The sequence below is a fragment of the Flavobacterium psychroterrae genome (assembly GCF_018380615.1).
GTDB lineage: Bacteria > Bacteroidota > Bacteroidia > Flavobacteriales > Flavobacteriaceae > Flavobacterium > Flavobacterium psychroterrae.
The window spans coordinates 112,488-126,271 of record NZ_JAGYVZ010000003.1; the positions used below are offsets into that span (position 1 = coordinate 112,488).

10 protein-coding genes are annotated in these 13,784 nt (G+C 34.4%); 9 read left to right on the forward strand and 1 reads right to left on the reverse strand.

Annotated elements, in window-relative coordinates:
• Window positions 1-58: 58 nt before the first annotated feature.
• A complete protein-coding gene (locus tag KHA90_RS04470) occupies window positions 59-1,159 on the reverse strand; it encodes an endonuclease/exonuclease/phosphatase family protein (RefSeq protein WP_213295868.1) in 1,101 nt (366 codons plus the stop codon).
• A gap of 227 nt (window positions 1,160-1,386) precedes the next feature.
• Between KHA90_RS04470 and KHA90_RS04475 the strand changes: the two genes are divergently transcribed.
• The 9 genes from KHA90_RS04475 to KHA90_RS04515 all read left to right on the forward strand — a co-directional run bounded on the left by KHA90_RS04475 (window position 1,387) and on the right by KHA90_RS04515 (window position 13,778).
• Window positions 1,387-2,286 (forward strand): S66 peptidase family protein, encoded by a 900-nt coding sequence (locus tag KHA90_RS04475; protein ID WP_213295870.1) that lies wholly within the window; start codon window positions 1,387-1,389, stop codon window positions 2,284-2,286.
• A 171-nt stretch (window positions 2,287-2,457) separates the two neighbouring features.
• Window positions 2,458-2,829, forward strand: coding sequence for a YraN family protein (locus KHA90_RS04480; protein WP_213295872.1), 372 nt, complete (start codon window positions 2,458-2,460; stop codon window positions 2,827-2,829).
• Between the two features lie 120 nt (window positions 2,830-2,949).
• Window positions 2,950-3,606, forward strand: coding sequence for an aspartate kinase (locus KHA90_RS04485; RefSeq protein ID WP_089477609.1), 657 nt, complete (start codon window positions 2,950-2,952; stop codon window positions 3,604-3,606).
• A 392-nt stretch (window positions 3,607-3,998) separates the two neighbouring features.
• A complete protein-coding gene (locus tag KHA90_RS04490) occupies window positions 3,999-4,562 on the forward strand; it encodes an RNA polymerase sigma factor (RefSeq protein WP_213295873.1) in 564 nt (187 codons plus the stop codon).
• Window positions 4,563-5,057: 495 nt separating this feature from the next.
• Window positions 5,058-6,239, forward strand: coding sequence for a FecR family protein (locus KHA90_RS04495; RefSeq protein WP_213295874.1), 1,182 nt, complete (start codon window positions 5,058-5,060; stop codon window positions 6,237-6,239).
• A 190-nt stretch (window positions 6,240-6,429) separates the two neighbouring features.
• The gene (locus KHA90_RS04500) at window positions 6,430-9,642 is read left to right on the forward strand and encodes a TonB-dependent receptor (RefSeq protein ID WP_244860248.1); all 3,213 of its coding nucleotides are present in this window, start codon (window positions 6,430-6,432) and stop codon (window positions 9,640-9,642) included.
• Window positions 9,643-9,650: 8 nt separating this feature from the next.
• Window positions 9,651-11,159, forward strand: coding sequence for a RagB/SusD family nutrient uptake outer membrane protein (locus KHA90_RS04505; protein WP_213295876.1), 1,509 nt, complete (start codon window positions 9,651-9,653; stop codon window positions 11,157-11,159).
• Window positions 11,160-11,172: 13 nt separating this feature from the next.
• Window positions 11,173-12,279 carry a SusE domain-containing protein gene (locus KHA90_RS04510; RefSeq protein WP_213295877.1) on the forward strand — a complete coding sequence of 369 codons (1,107 nt, stop codon included), beginning with the start codon at window positions 11,173-11,175 and terminating at the stop codon, window positions 12,277-12,279.
• Window positions 12,280-12,395: 116 nt separating this feature from the next.
• A complete protein-coding gene (locus tag KHA90_RS04515) occupies window positions 12,396-13,778 on the forward strand; it encodes an alpha-amylase family glycosyl hydrolase (protein ID WP_213295878.1) in 1,383 nt (460 codons plus the stop codon).
• The last annotated feature ends 6 nt before the right edge of the window (window positions 13,779-13,784 follow it).

Genomic DNA, 13,784 nt, shown 5'->3' on the forward strand with positions numbered 1-13,784 from the left:
ATTTTTAAGTCAGAGTTTCCAATAAGTTGAGACTGAATACTGAGACTGCAAACTGCCACTATTTCATCTCTTGTATCAAATAAATATAAACGGGAAAATGGTCACTAAAACCCACTTCGGTTAAACTGTGGCGCAATGGATATCCTTTATATTGCCCTGAATTCTGAACAAGAAAAGGCCTGTTGAAAATACCGGCTTTCCAAAATTTGAATGTTGCAAAATCAGGTTTTATTAAAGATTCGGTGATTATAATCTGGTCAAAAATATCCCAGGAATCTCTAAAGGCAATTGTTCCCATGCCTTTATTTGCCATTTCTTCAAACGGATTAAAAGTGCCAAATTCCGGAACTTCACTCTTTTTTGCTTTTGCTCCCAACGCTATTTTTACGCTCCTGTTAAACGGACCGTCGTTTAAATCGCCCATTGTAATGACTTTTGCATTCGGGTTTATTTGCTGAAGAGAATCTATAATTCTTCTGTTTAAATTTCCTGCTAATTCTCGAAACGGACTACTCTTCTTTTCTCCTCCAGATCTCGACGGCCAGTGATTTACTATAATATGAATCTCCTCATCTTCCAAAAAACCTGTTATTAAAAGCTGATCTCTTGTGAAAATTCGGTTCTTATTTTCCGTTTTTATTTGGACTTCATCATCTGATTCTTCCTTCTTTTCCTCTTTTACAATCGAATTATTTTTATAGATGTATAAAGGAATATTGGAATATGACGTAGGTTTGAAATATTTTTTTTGATATAGCAATGCAACATCAATTCCACGTTTGTCCGGCGAATCAAAATGAATGATTCCGTAATCAAAATGCTGCAATTTAGGCTGTTTGATTAAGTCTTCAAGAACACCGCGATTTTCAATTTCAGAACCTCCAATTAATGTTGGTGCGTTTGAATTTTCGGGTGTTCCTATTTCGGATAAAACTCTGGAAAGGTTTTTTAATTTTTGTTCGTACTTTTCTTTTGTCCAATGTTGCGCTCCGCTTGGCGTCCATTCGTCATCGTGCGTCGTTGGATCATTTATGGTGTCAAAAAGATTTTCGAAATTATAGAATGCAACGGTGTGAATTGTATATTTTTTGGATTGTGAGTGTAAAAATGAAAATGAAAAAATGGCAATACAATAAAAATATAATCTGATAAGCTTCATAAACTCTGTTGTTTTAAAAAAGCTCAATTTAAACAAATAAATTAATTTGTAGGAATTTTCTAATTATTTTATTTTTTAAAATATCTATATTTGTTTATCTTTAATAATGAACCCGCGAAAACATGAAAACGAGCCCAATTCAACACTTCAGAAAACACTTTTGTTTTTGTAAATTCATATTTCTTATTTTTGCCTTACAATCACTCAACTGTCAATCCCAACAAAACATGATAACACCACCTTATTTACAAAAAGGAGATACCATAGCTATTTTAGCCACTGCAAGAAAAAATGTCGACGATAACTTAAAACCTACCATTGATTTATTGCACAGTTGGGGATTAGAAGCCGTTGTTGGAACCACTATTGGACTTTACTTTAATCAATTAGCAGGAACCGATGAGCAACGTGCGGCAGATTTTCAGCATCAACTTGATAATCCTAATATAAAAGCAATTTGGTGTGTTCGTGGCGGATACGGAACTGTGAGAATGGTGGATCTTTTAGACTTTACCAAGTTCAAACAACACCCAAAATGGATTATTGGTTTTAGTGACGTAACGGTTTTACACAATCATTTGAATACAATGGGCTATAAATCCATTCATGGAGTTATGCCGGTTACGATTCCGCGTGCTACTCCTGCTGCAATTAGTTCCATGAAATCGAGTTTGTTTGGTGAACCATTGTCTTATTCTGTCGCGCCAGATAAAATGAATAGATTCGGGAAAGCAACCGGAGAATTAGTTGGTGGTAACTTGTCTATTTTATACAGTTTATTAGGTTCTCCATCAGCAATTGATTGCAGGGATAAAATTTTATTTATCGAAGATCTTGACGAATATTTATATCATATTGATCGTATGATGATGAATTTACGACGCAATGGTTGTATCGAAAACCTAAAAGGAATTATCGTTGGCGGAATGACCAAAATGAAAGACAACGAAGTTCCTTGGGGGAAAAATGCAGTTGAAATCGTAGATGATGTGACTAAGAAATACAATATTCCGGTAATTTTTAACTTTCCGGCAGGACATATCCAGGACAATCGGGCTTTGATAATGGGAAACACTATTACAATCGAAGTTAACGAAACCGGAAGTACTGTTTCTTTTCAAAAATAATATAGTCGCTCATTTCTTTTAAATAAGAAAAAAATACCACAATATATCTCTCGCAAAGTCGCAAAGACGCAAAGTTTTAACCAAATTACTTTGCGTCTTTACGACTTTGCGCGCAAATTATTCACTACATCATAATTCATAATTCACAACTTATAATTCACAATTAAAAAAATGGCCGAACATAATGAATTAGGGAAAAAAGGAGAAAATCTTGCTGTAGAATTTCTTCAGAAAGAAGGCTATAAAATTCTGGATAGAAACTGGATTTTTCAAAAGGCTGAAATTGATATTATTGCACTAAAAGATGAAATTTTAGCGGTTATTGAAGTTAAAACCAGATCAAGTTTGGATTTTGGTGCTCCACAAGATTTTGTCAAGCCTAAAAAAATTCAACTTCTTATTAAAGCAGTAAATGCCTACATAAACGATAGGCAAAAGGATTTTTGTGACAATTTGAATATTAGATTTGATATTATTGCCATTCATAAAAGCGGCGAAACATTTGCAATTGAACATCTTACAGACGCTTTTTATCATTTTTAACATAAATTTTTATTGTTATATTTGTAACAAATTGTTTTTTTATTTATCTTTGTCAAGATTTATAACATCGCTATTACACCAAACAACCACAATTAAGTTACAAAAAAAAAGAAAAAAATTATGAAAACCGTTTCTTCAATCGTCGAAAATTACATTAAAACGAAACCCTTTTTATTAAATGCGTTATCGCTTGGAATCATTAACCTAACTTCTCTTTCCCGGAATATTATGACCGAATTAGAAAGTGAATTTGGTAAAGAAGTCAAACAAGGCGCAGTTGTAATGTCCTTAAAACGACTCACCGAAGAACTGGATTTTAAATTAAATCATAAAATTAATAAGGTAATCAAGAATATTGGTGAAATCACAGTTCGATCTGAATTGACGGATTATACTTTTGCTGCATCAGAAACGGTTTTAAACAAACAAGCCGATTTAATCTCTGACATAAATGCCTTATCTGATATATTTTATACCTCATCACGTGGTGTAAATGAAACTAATATCGTTGTTAGCAGCAGTGTAAATCATTTAGTTGAAAAGCACTTTGTGAGAGAAAAATTAATTCAGAAATTAGATAATTTAGCTTCTATTACCGTAAAATTACCGAAAGAAAATATCGTTGTTCCGGGAATTTACTATTTCATCTTTCAACGTTTGGCTTGGGAAGGAATCATTATCAACGAGGTAATTTCTACTTCGAATGAATTCACCATTTTAGTTGGAGAAGATCAGGTTGATGTTGCTTTTAAAGTTATAAAAGATTTGAAAAACTAAATAAAAATTTAATTTAACACAATTACATTTTCAAATTCTCCATCTTATAAAATCCTTTTGTCTTTTAAAAAAGATAAAAGGATTTTTTTGTTATATCCTATTGTCTAATCATCAAATACAACATCTTAAATAAGAATATTCGCAATAATTACACATCTAAATAATCAATTTAAAAATATCAGTTAAAAAACACAGACTTGAAAAAGAGCGATTTACAATTGGCTTTAGCGGGATTCAATACAAATTATATTAAAAAAAATATAATTAAGTTTTTTTTAATATAATTTGTTGCGAATAATATTTTTATATATTTGCTAATCAGTCAGCAAATTACAGTACCCATTTTGATAGTATCATAATATAATTAGATTTAAATACGACTAATTAAATTAATGTTAGAAACGAAAGACTATAGCGAAAAATTATTGGTGAGTGAACTCAAAAATGGCAACGAAAAAGCATTTCGTTCGCTTTTTGATTTATATTATCAGGATATATATGGGTATAGTATTAGTTTATTAAAATCAAAAGAAGCTGCTGAAGAAAATGTACAGGATGTTTTTATGAAAGTCTGGCAACATCGTGAAAACTTAAATCTCGAACAATCTTTTAAAGCATATATTTTTACCATTGCCAGAAATCAGGCATTTAACTGCCTCAACAAAGCTGCAAATGATGCTTTGCTGAAAGAAGCCATTTTTTACGAAAGTCAGAAATCTCATGAATATGGAGATTATTCGATTCGAGAAGAAGATTGTAAAAAACTCAGGAAAGAAGCAATGAAACAATTGCCGCCAAAACGAAAGCAAATTTTTAAGATGTCCCGTAAAAAAGGCATGAGTTATGAAGAAATTAGTCAGGAACTCGGCATCTCAATCAATACAGTCAGGAATCAAATGAGTAAAGCGTTAGAATCAATGCGAGTCTTTTTTCAGGTTCATGACGAAATTATCTAAACCACAAAACCAAGTTAACCATCAAAATCACTCTTTTAGAGTGATTTTTTTTGATTTAGCGCGAAGTTCGCAAAGGTTTACGCAAAGAGTGCAAAGTTTGTCATCTTCGACCGAAGGGAGAAATCTCACTCGTAATTCTACAAAGATTGGCGATTTTGTTTGCGGAGTTTCTAGTGTGATCTCTCCTTCCGATCGAGATGACAAAACTGAAGTGAATAGCAAACCCAACAGGTTTTAAAAACCTGTTGGGTTTAGTCACGTTGCGGAGATTCCTTATTCCTCGAAATGAAAAACAACTCATTTATCGTCAAAAAAATTAAAATATTTTTAAAAAACTTTTTTAACATAAACCTCAATAAAATCAACACTTACCAAGTTTTATCACCCCAATAATCTCCTTCGAAAACGTTAAAAATAAAAAATTTACAACGTTTGAGTAGTACTCAACTTGCTTTCAACTGTATTATATAAAACCCGGACCTAAATCAATTCGTAATGAATTCAAATTCTGAAATAAAAACAATTTTACAAAAGTTTGTTTTGAACCAATGTACACCCGATGAAACAAGCGAGGTAATCGACTATTATAAAAAAAATAAACTTACGAATGATTTCCCTTCGGTAGAAGATATTCAAAATCTTTTGACCGAAATACCCAAAATGGATCCCAAAACTGCTGATTCTATTTTTGCAAACATTTTGGCCAACTCACAAGAAAAGGAAACGGTAATAGAAATTACTCGTAAAAAATCAAATTTCAAAAAATACATTTCGATTGCCGCTTCTTTAGTGGTTCTATTAGGAATTGGTCTTGCTTATCAAAAAGGAATTTTCAATACCGCTAAAACAGAACCTAAATTCGACTTTAAAAGTACTGATATCGTATTGCAATTAGAAGATGGAAAAGTTCAGATTATATCCGAAAATAATTCGGTTCAGGTAAAAGATGCGCACGGAAATGTGGTTGGAAATCAAAACGGAGATAAAATTGTTTACGGAAACAGTTCTAATTTAGAGCAGGTAACTTACAACACGATAAAAATTCCGTACGGTAAAAAATTCAAATTGCAATTGTCAGACGGAACGCTTGTTCACTTAAATTCAGGCACAACTCTTAAATATCCCGTGAAATTTATTGCGGGTGAAAACCGACAAGTTTTTTTGGATGGTGAAGCTTTCTTTGATGTTGCCAAAGATAAAAAACATCCCTTTATTGTAAATGCAGATGCCTTGAATGTGCGTGTTTTAGGAACTCATTTTAATGTTTCTAATTATCCTGAAGATGCAGAAACAGATGTTGTTTTGGTTGAAGGTTCTGTGGGAATGTACCGTTCAAATGAAGATTTTGATGCTGCAAAAAACACCATCTTAAAACCGGGTTACAAAGGAAGTTTCAATAGAGAAAATACTTTAATTTCTACAAAACCGGTCATTACTGATATTTATACTTCATGGATAAATGGCGGTTTGACTTTTAGAAATATGACTTTCAAAAATATAATTACCAAGCTGGAAAGACGCTACAATGTTACAATTGTAAACAAAAACGAAAAATTAGCCGGCGAAAAATTCAATGCAAGTTTTAACGACGAATCTATTGAGAAAGTTATGAGCTATTTCAATGACATTCACGGCATACATTACATCATAAAAAACAATCAGATACTAATTAAATAACCACAAAAAACATGACAAATTATGAAGAACTAAAACTACAGGAATAAAAAAATCGGAAAGAGCTGCGAACAATTTCCGATTTACTAAGTGATTGAATATAACGAATTAACTACAATCAATTAACAAAATTATGAAAAAAAAATCTAAGAACATTGGGTTCCTATACTCATTGTTCCAAAATGACCTAAAATTGAAACTAACTACACTACTTATTTTGGTCGCCATGTTTAATATTAGAGGAAATACTTATGCCCAAAAAACAAAAGTAACTCTTGAATTAAACAATTCAACAATCGAGAAGGTTATTGAGACCATTGAACAAAAAACAGATTTCAGGTTTATTTACAAACTAAGTGACATCGACCTTGATCGTGTTATTTCTATATCAGTAAAAGACCAGAATATCAATATTGTTTTAGATAAACTTTTTAAAGGAACTCCCACTGAATTTAAAGTTAGAGACACTCAGATTATTCTAAAAAAGCCAGAACTCAAAACACAAAATACACAATTTCAAAAACAAACTGTATCCGGAATTATTACGGATGAAAATGGTTTGCCTTTGCCGGGAGCTTCGGTTATTGAAGAGGGAACAAAAAATGGAATGGTAACTGATTTTGACGGAAAATACAAACTTACTGTAGAAAGTGCTTCTTCGGTAATCATTGTATCTTTTGTTGGCTATAAAGAAAAAAAAGTAGTGGCTAACCAAACCGTTATCAATATTCAGCTTATGCCTGATGCTACAGATTTGCAGGAAATAGTAGTTGTAGGATACGGTTCTACAGCCCGAAAAGATGTTACGGGAGCCGTTTCTTCCATAGCTGCAAAAGATATGAATCAGGGCGCAATTGTGAATCCGTTGCAATTGATTGCAGGAAAGGCAGCCGGTGTAAATATTACTCAAATTGGTAGTGAACCGGGTTCAGGACCAAGTGTTCGTATTCGTGGAATTTCTTCTTTAATTGGAGGAAATGATCCCCTTGTAGTCGTTGACGGAATTCAGGGAAACATGGATTTACTAAATCAGGTTCCGCCAAGCGAAATTGAAAGTATAGATGTTTTAAAAGATGCTTCGGCTACAGCTGTTTACGGTTCAAGAGGAGCGCCCGGAGTTATTATTGTAACAACTAAAAAGAACAAAGCAGGAAAAACCACTATGGAATATATTGGTTCTACTTCAATCGATTTTATTCCAAAAAAACTGGAGATGTTAGATGCTGACCAATGGTGGGCAACTGCTCAGAGTGTTGGGGTTCCGGCATCTGCAAATCATGGTTCAAATACAGATTGGTACGGTCTTTTAACGCAAACCGGAATCACTCAAACGCATACTCTTTCTTTTGGAGGAGGAACTGATAAATTCAATTACAGAGCTTCATTAACTGCTATATTACAAGATGGAGTTGTAATTAACTCCAGTAATCAAAAATATATTGGTCGTATTCAGGCAACGCAATTGGCTCTTAATGATCAATTAAAATTGACTTTTAATTTAAATACCGGAGTAAATAATGTAACAAGCAGTATTGGCGAAGTAGGAACCGTTTCGTATAAGTCAAATCTGATTACAAATTCATTATTGGCAAGACCAACTGATCCTGTTTTTAATACTAACGGAACCTATTATACAGATCCAACGGTTTTTCAATATTTAAATCCTTACGCAGTGGCTCAAACCGCTACAAATGAAAGACAAAGTGATAATTTATTTGGAAGTTTAAAAGCCGAATTAGATTTAGGCAAAGGTTTTTCGGCAAACTGGTTTGGAAGCTGGAGAAAAACAAATACAACTATTGGATATTTCATGCCGGCAGAATCAACAGATGCTTTGGCAATTGATCAAAAAGGATATGCTAATATTAAAAACGAAAGACAAAATGAAAAATTAACCAATATAAGTCTTAATTATAAAAAAACTTTCGGGATCCATAGTTTCAATGTATTGGCATTATATGAATGGCAAAGTCAGGCGTATCAGGGAAATTATGCGCAGGCAAGAGGTTTTATAAATGATAAAACTACTTACAACGCATTACAATTTGGAGATTTTTCGAAAGTACAATCTTCAGATATTTCTTCTTATAAAAATGACCGAACTTTAGTTTCTTATTTAGGAAGATTAAACTACTCTTTATTAGATCGTTATTTACTTACAGCAAGTATCAGACGTGATGGTTCATCTGTATTTGGAGCAAACAACAAATGGGGAAATTTCCCATCAGCATCTGTTGCATGGCAAATTAACAAAGAATCATTCATGTCAACTCAAACTTTATTTAATGAATTAAAGTTGCGTGTGGGATACGGAGAAACCGGTAATCAACAAGGTCTTTATCCACAAACCTCATTGTCATTAGTGGGTAGTGCAGGAACAACTTATTTTGGAGGAATGCCTATTACCAATTTCAACATTACTCAAAATGCAAATGCTGATTTGCAATGGGAAACCAAAAAACAGACTAATATTGGTCTTGATTTTGCCTTGTTAAACAATAGATTAAGAGGTAGTGTAGATGTTTATGATTCTACAACAGATAATTTATTATTTGATTACACGGTACCTCAACCACCCTATCCATACAATCAAATAAAAGCAAACGTAGGAAGTATTTCAAACAAAGGTCTTGAGATTGCTCTTGCATATGATGTTATCAAAACCGAAAACAGCACATTTACATTAGCCGGAAATGTATCCTTAATGAAAAACGAAGTCCTTAATTTGAGCGGAAGTATCAATGGTATTCCTTTAAACACAGATTATGTAGGCTGGGGAGCTGCAAATTCTTATTTAGTACAAGGAAAACCGGTTGGAGCATTTTATATCTTAGAACATACCGGTATAAATGATAATGGTGTCGAAACAGTAAAAGATCGTGACGGAAACGGTGTTATTGATCAAGGTGTTAAAAGCCCTGATCGCTATTATGCAGGTTCAGCATTACCAACTTACACTTTTGCATTTAACCCTTCATACAGATACAAAAATTTTGACGCTTCTGTACTTGTAAGAGGTTCCGGAGGAAATAAAATCTACAACGCACTGAACCAAAACTTAAGCATGCTGGAGAACACCGGTAAATCAAACATTTTAGAAAGTGCTGTTGACAAAGGAATTCATTCTTCTCCATATGGATCTGATTTGTGGTTAGAAGATGGTTCATTTATTCGTTTAGAAAATGTAACTGCCGGATATACTTTCCGATTTACAGATAAATACGTAGACTCTATCCGACTTTCTCTTACAGGAAACAACTTATTACTGATTACAGATTATACAGGTCTTGATCCGGAATTGAATATAAGTGGAAGTGGTAATCCAGCTGATAACTTTGGTGGCGACAGGGGAATTTACCCTCGCACAAGAAGTGTTGCATTTGGTCTGACTGTAAAATTTAAATAGTAAAAGAGATGAAAATTAAAAATATATTAATAGCAGGAAGCGTTTGTTTCCTAGCCCTTTTTGGATGTACAGATATCAGCGAAAATGTGTACGATAAATATCCTGCCGACGAATTTTATGGCACGCCTGAAGGAGCCAATATTGCTCTTGCAAGCGTTTATGCCGAAATTCCGGGCGACTTTCAACGTAACAATATACCAGGTGTTGGATATGCAGGTGCTGATAACGGCTGGTATGACATGAACTGTATGTCGTCTGACGAGCAAGTGATTCCGCATAGAAATACAGGAGACTGGCAACAAGATTTTGCACGTTTGCATAAACATGAATGGCTGCCAACAGATTTTATCATAAACAATACATGGAACTGGTTATACAAATCAGTTTTCAATGCCAATTTAGCCGTTGGATTATTAGAAAAATCAAATGCCGAAGCTTCAAAAATTGCCGAAGCCAAAGTATTACGCGCTTTCTTTTATTATTTACTAATTGATGATTATGGCGATGTTCCTTTTTTTACAGATAATAATATTACTGTAGATAAAATTCCGCAATCAAGCCGTAAGGAAATTTACAGCTTTATTGTAAAAGAATTAACCGAAAATGTAGAACTACTTTCTGGAACCAGAGGGGGAAATTATTACGGAAGATTCAATAAATGGGCAGGTTATACTTTACTTGCAAAAGTATATCTAAACGCTCAGGTTTATACAGGCGAAGCAAAATGGAGCGAATGTTTAGCGGCTTGTAACAAAGTGAGCGAAGGTGGGTTTGCACTACATTCCGGAGCAGCAAATGCTTCTAGCCCGTTAGGTAATAAATATTATGAATTGTTTGGAGATGTACTTCCGGAAGATGAAACCATTTTGCCTATTTACGCCACTCTGGATGTCGTTTCCCGTAACATTTATGCCGTTCGTAGTGTATATGGTCCTCATGGTACCGCGTTATTTGGAATGGCGGGCTGGAACGGAACTATTGTTCCTAAGGATTTCTTCCTTAAATATGCTTTAACAGATATTAGAAGACAACAATTTTTAGTGGGCGAACAACCGGGAGGATATAATTATACCCTTGAAGTAGCTTCTCTTGACAATCCCGGAGCTGATCCTCAGGCAGGAGTTCGTAATGTTAAATTTTATCCCGCAGGTGCAAAAAGTGGCGGAGGAGCTTCAAATGACTTTCCAATTTTTAGATATGCTGATGTAATTTTAATGATGGCGGAGTGTAATGCCCGATTAGGAAATCCCGGAGCTGCAAAACCTTTTGTAGATCAAATCAGACAACGTGCCGGTTTAGATGCATTAGCTGCAAACCCAACTCTTGATGATATTTATAACGAAAGAGGATTCGAACTCAACTGGGAAGGTCACAGAAGACAAGACATGATTCGTTTTGAGAAGTTTTTACTGGCAAACGAATTCAGACCTGCATCTCCTGCTTTCCGAAAATTATTCCCAATCCCAACATCTGCTTTAGATGCAAATCGCGGACTGAAACAAAACCCGGGTTACTAAAAACAAAACAATCATGAAAAAATATATTAGTAAATTATTCCTTTTAGGAAGCTTGCTTGTTCTGGGCGCTTCCTGTGAAAGTGAAGGTCAGTTAACGACATTAAAATCTGTTAGTTTTCCTTCTGCAATTGAAGTTTCTTCAAGTACAATAGTGCTGACAGAAGATACCGCAGATGATAATGCTTTACTTGTCTCGTGGCCAAAAGTAACCTTCCCCATTGATGCGCCGGTTACGTATGCCATTCAATTTGATTTAGTTGGCGACACCAGCGGCAGCAATGCGTGGGAAAAAGCCAAAAGAATTGTTGTTGGCGAAGATGTTTTAAGCAAGTCATTTATTGCCATAGATTTAAATAAAATCGCTACAGACTTAGGACTTCAGCCGGATATTGCCGGAAAATTAGTAGTTCGTGTAGAAGCCGCACTGGATCGAAAAATCTACTCTGATCCTATTACTTTAACCGTTACACCTTATGAAAAAAGTGTTGCTTTTGGCGAAATTTATATGCCGGGAGCATATCAGGGAGAATGGAATGTCGACAAGGCTTTAGCTTTAAGTGCAATATCAAAAGGTGTTTACCAAGGTTATGTAACTGTTCTTCCGGGTTATGGCACCGGATTTAAATTAAATACAGCCAGAAACTGGGCGCAGTTTTACGGCGCAGGCGCTACAAATGCTGATTTAAAAAACATGAGTGATACTGATTTCAATTTACCTGGAGAAGGATCTTTTCAGATAAAAGTAAATTTAAATACTCTAAAATGGACTTCTACTCCCTATGCCTGGGGAATCGTAGGATCTTCAACTCATGCAGCAACACCGGAAGATAAAGATTACGGATGGAATCATTCTATACCAATGTCGTACAACCATGAAACTAAAACCTGGAAAGTAACTGCCAATTTATTAGCAGGAGCTTTAAAATTCAGATTAAATGATAAATGGGATGTAAACTACGGACCAGCTGATGCGTCAACAAATACAATCAATAAGGATAATGGCGGTGCTTATGATATTGGCGAACCGGGAACTTACGAAATAACCTTTACAATAAACGATGTAGATCCGGCAACAACAGGATATCCTGCAACTGCAACTTGTACAATAGTTAAAAAATAATCTAACATTAATAAGCTGGATTAGTTAGAGTGATACCTGCCTTTTTTGAGCGAAAGGCAGGATATCTTAAACTTAAAAACAAACTCTGGACTTATTAAAATCAAATTCAAAAAAACATGAAATCAAATATAAAAATCGTTCAAACATTGCTGCTTGCTTTAGCGTTTCTTTCCTGCAGTTCTTCTGATGACGATGCAAAAACTCCAGATTCTCCATATACACAATATGGAACTTCTTTCGAAAAAATGCCAAGTAAGGAAGATGCCGTAATTTATCAGGTCAACATTCGTGCATTTAGTCAGGCAGGAACATTAAAAGGCGTTCAGGAAAGATTAACGCAAATTCAGGAATTAGGCGCAAATGTTATTTATTTAATGCCTATTTATCCTGTCGGGAAAGTAAAAGCTTCAGGAGAATTAGGTTCGCCTTATGCCGTTCAGGATTACAAAGCTGTAAATCCGGATTTTGGAACTTTACAGGATCTTCAGGTTTTGGTTGAAGAGGCTCACAAAAAAAATATGGCAGTTGTTCTGGATTGGGTTGCCAATCATACTTCATGGGATAATGCGTGGATTACACAACATAAAAATTGGTATCAACAAGATGACAAAGGAAATATTATTATTCCGCCGGGAACAAATTATAATGATGTAGCACAATTGAATTTCAATAATACCGAAATGAAAAGCGCGATGATCGATGCTATGGAATATTGGGTTTATAATGCCAACATTGATGGTTTTAGATGTGATTATGCCGATTTTGTTCCGCAAACATTTTGGTCAGATGCAATTACGAAATTAAGAAGCATCAAAAAAAATCAGACCATATTAATGTTAGCAGAAGGTTCAAAAGTCAATCATTTTGCTTCTGGTTTTGATTATACTTTTGGATTCAACTTCTTCAGCACATTAGAAAAAATATTTAAAGAAAGTAAATCAGTAACTACAATTCAGGATTCTAATGCTACAGAATATGCGAACAATTATAATACTGAAAACAGAGTGGTAAGATATACCAGCAATCATGATGTGAACCTTTCAGAAGGAACGCCGTTAGAACTTTTTGGAGGTAAAAAAGGATCTATCGCCACTTTTGTTGTTGCAGCATACATGAAATCTGTTCCAATGATTTACAACGGACAAGAAGTAGGATATGACAAAAGGCTTAATTATTTTGCTAAAACTCCAATTGACTGGACAACCGCAGATGCCTCAATGTTAGCCGAATACAAAAAAATAATTGCTTTTAGAAACACCAGCAACGCCGTTAAAAGAGGAATTTACACAGGATATAGCAGCGATGCCATAAGTGCTTTTACGATGGTAAAAGATTCCGAAAAAGTTTTAGTACTTTCTAACCTAACCAATAATTCTGTAAAATATCTGGTAGCCAATTCATTAAAAGCAACCTGGAAAGATGCTATCACAGAAACTTCAGTGACTCTTGGCGCCGAAATCACTTTACTTCCCTTTCAATATCTAATATTGAAGAATTAATACCCA

Coding starts and splice junctions, on each gene's coding strand:
- KHA90_RS04470 (WP_213295868.1), bottom strand. CDS start 1,159: ATGAAGCTTATCAGATTATATTTTTATTGTATTGCCATTTTTTCATTT.
- KHA90_RS04510 (WP_213295877.1), top strand. CDS start 11,173: ATGAAAAAATATATTAGTAAATTATTCCTTTTAGGAAGCTTGCTTGTT.
- KHA90_RS04485 (WP_089477609.1), top strand. CDS start 2,950: ATGAAAACCGTTTCTTCAATCGTCGAAAATTACATTAAAACGAAACCC.
- KHA90_RS04490 (WP_213295873.1), top strand. CDS start 3,999: ATGTTAGAAACGAAAGACTATAGCGAAAAATTATTGGTGAGTGAACTC.
- KHA90_RS04515 (WP_213295878.1), top strand. CDS start 12,396: ATGAAATCAAATATAAAAATCGTTCAAACATTGCTGCTTGCTTTAGCG.
- KHA90_RS04475 (WP_213295870.1), top strand. CDS start 1,387: ATGATAACACCACCTTATTTACAAAAAGGAGATACCATAGCTATTTTA.
- KHA90_RS04495 (WP_213295874.1), top strand. CDS start 5,058: ATGAATTCAAATTCTGAAATAAAAACAATTTTACAAAAGTTTGTTTTG.
- KHA90_RS04505 (WP_213295876.1), top strand. CDS start 9,651: ATGAAAATTAAAAATATATTAATAGCAGGAAGCGTTTGTTTCCTAGCC.
- KHA90_RS04480 (WP_213295872.1), top strand. CDS start 2,458: ATGGCCGAACATAATGAATTAGGGAAAAAAGGAGAAAATCTTGCTGTA.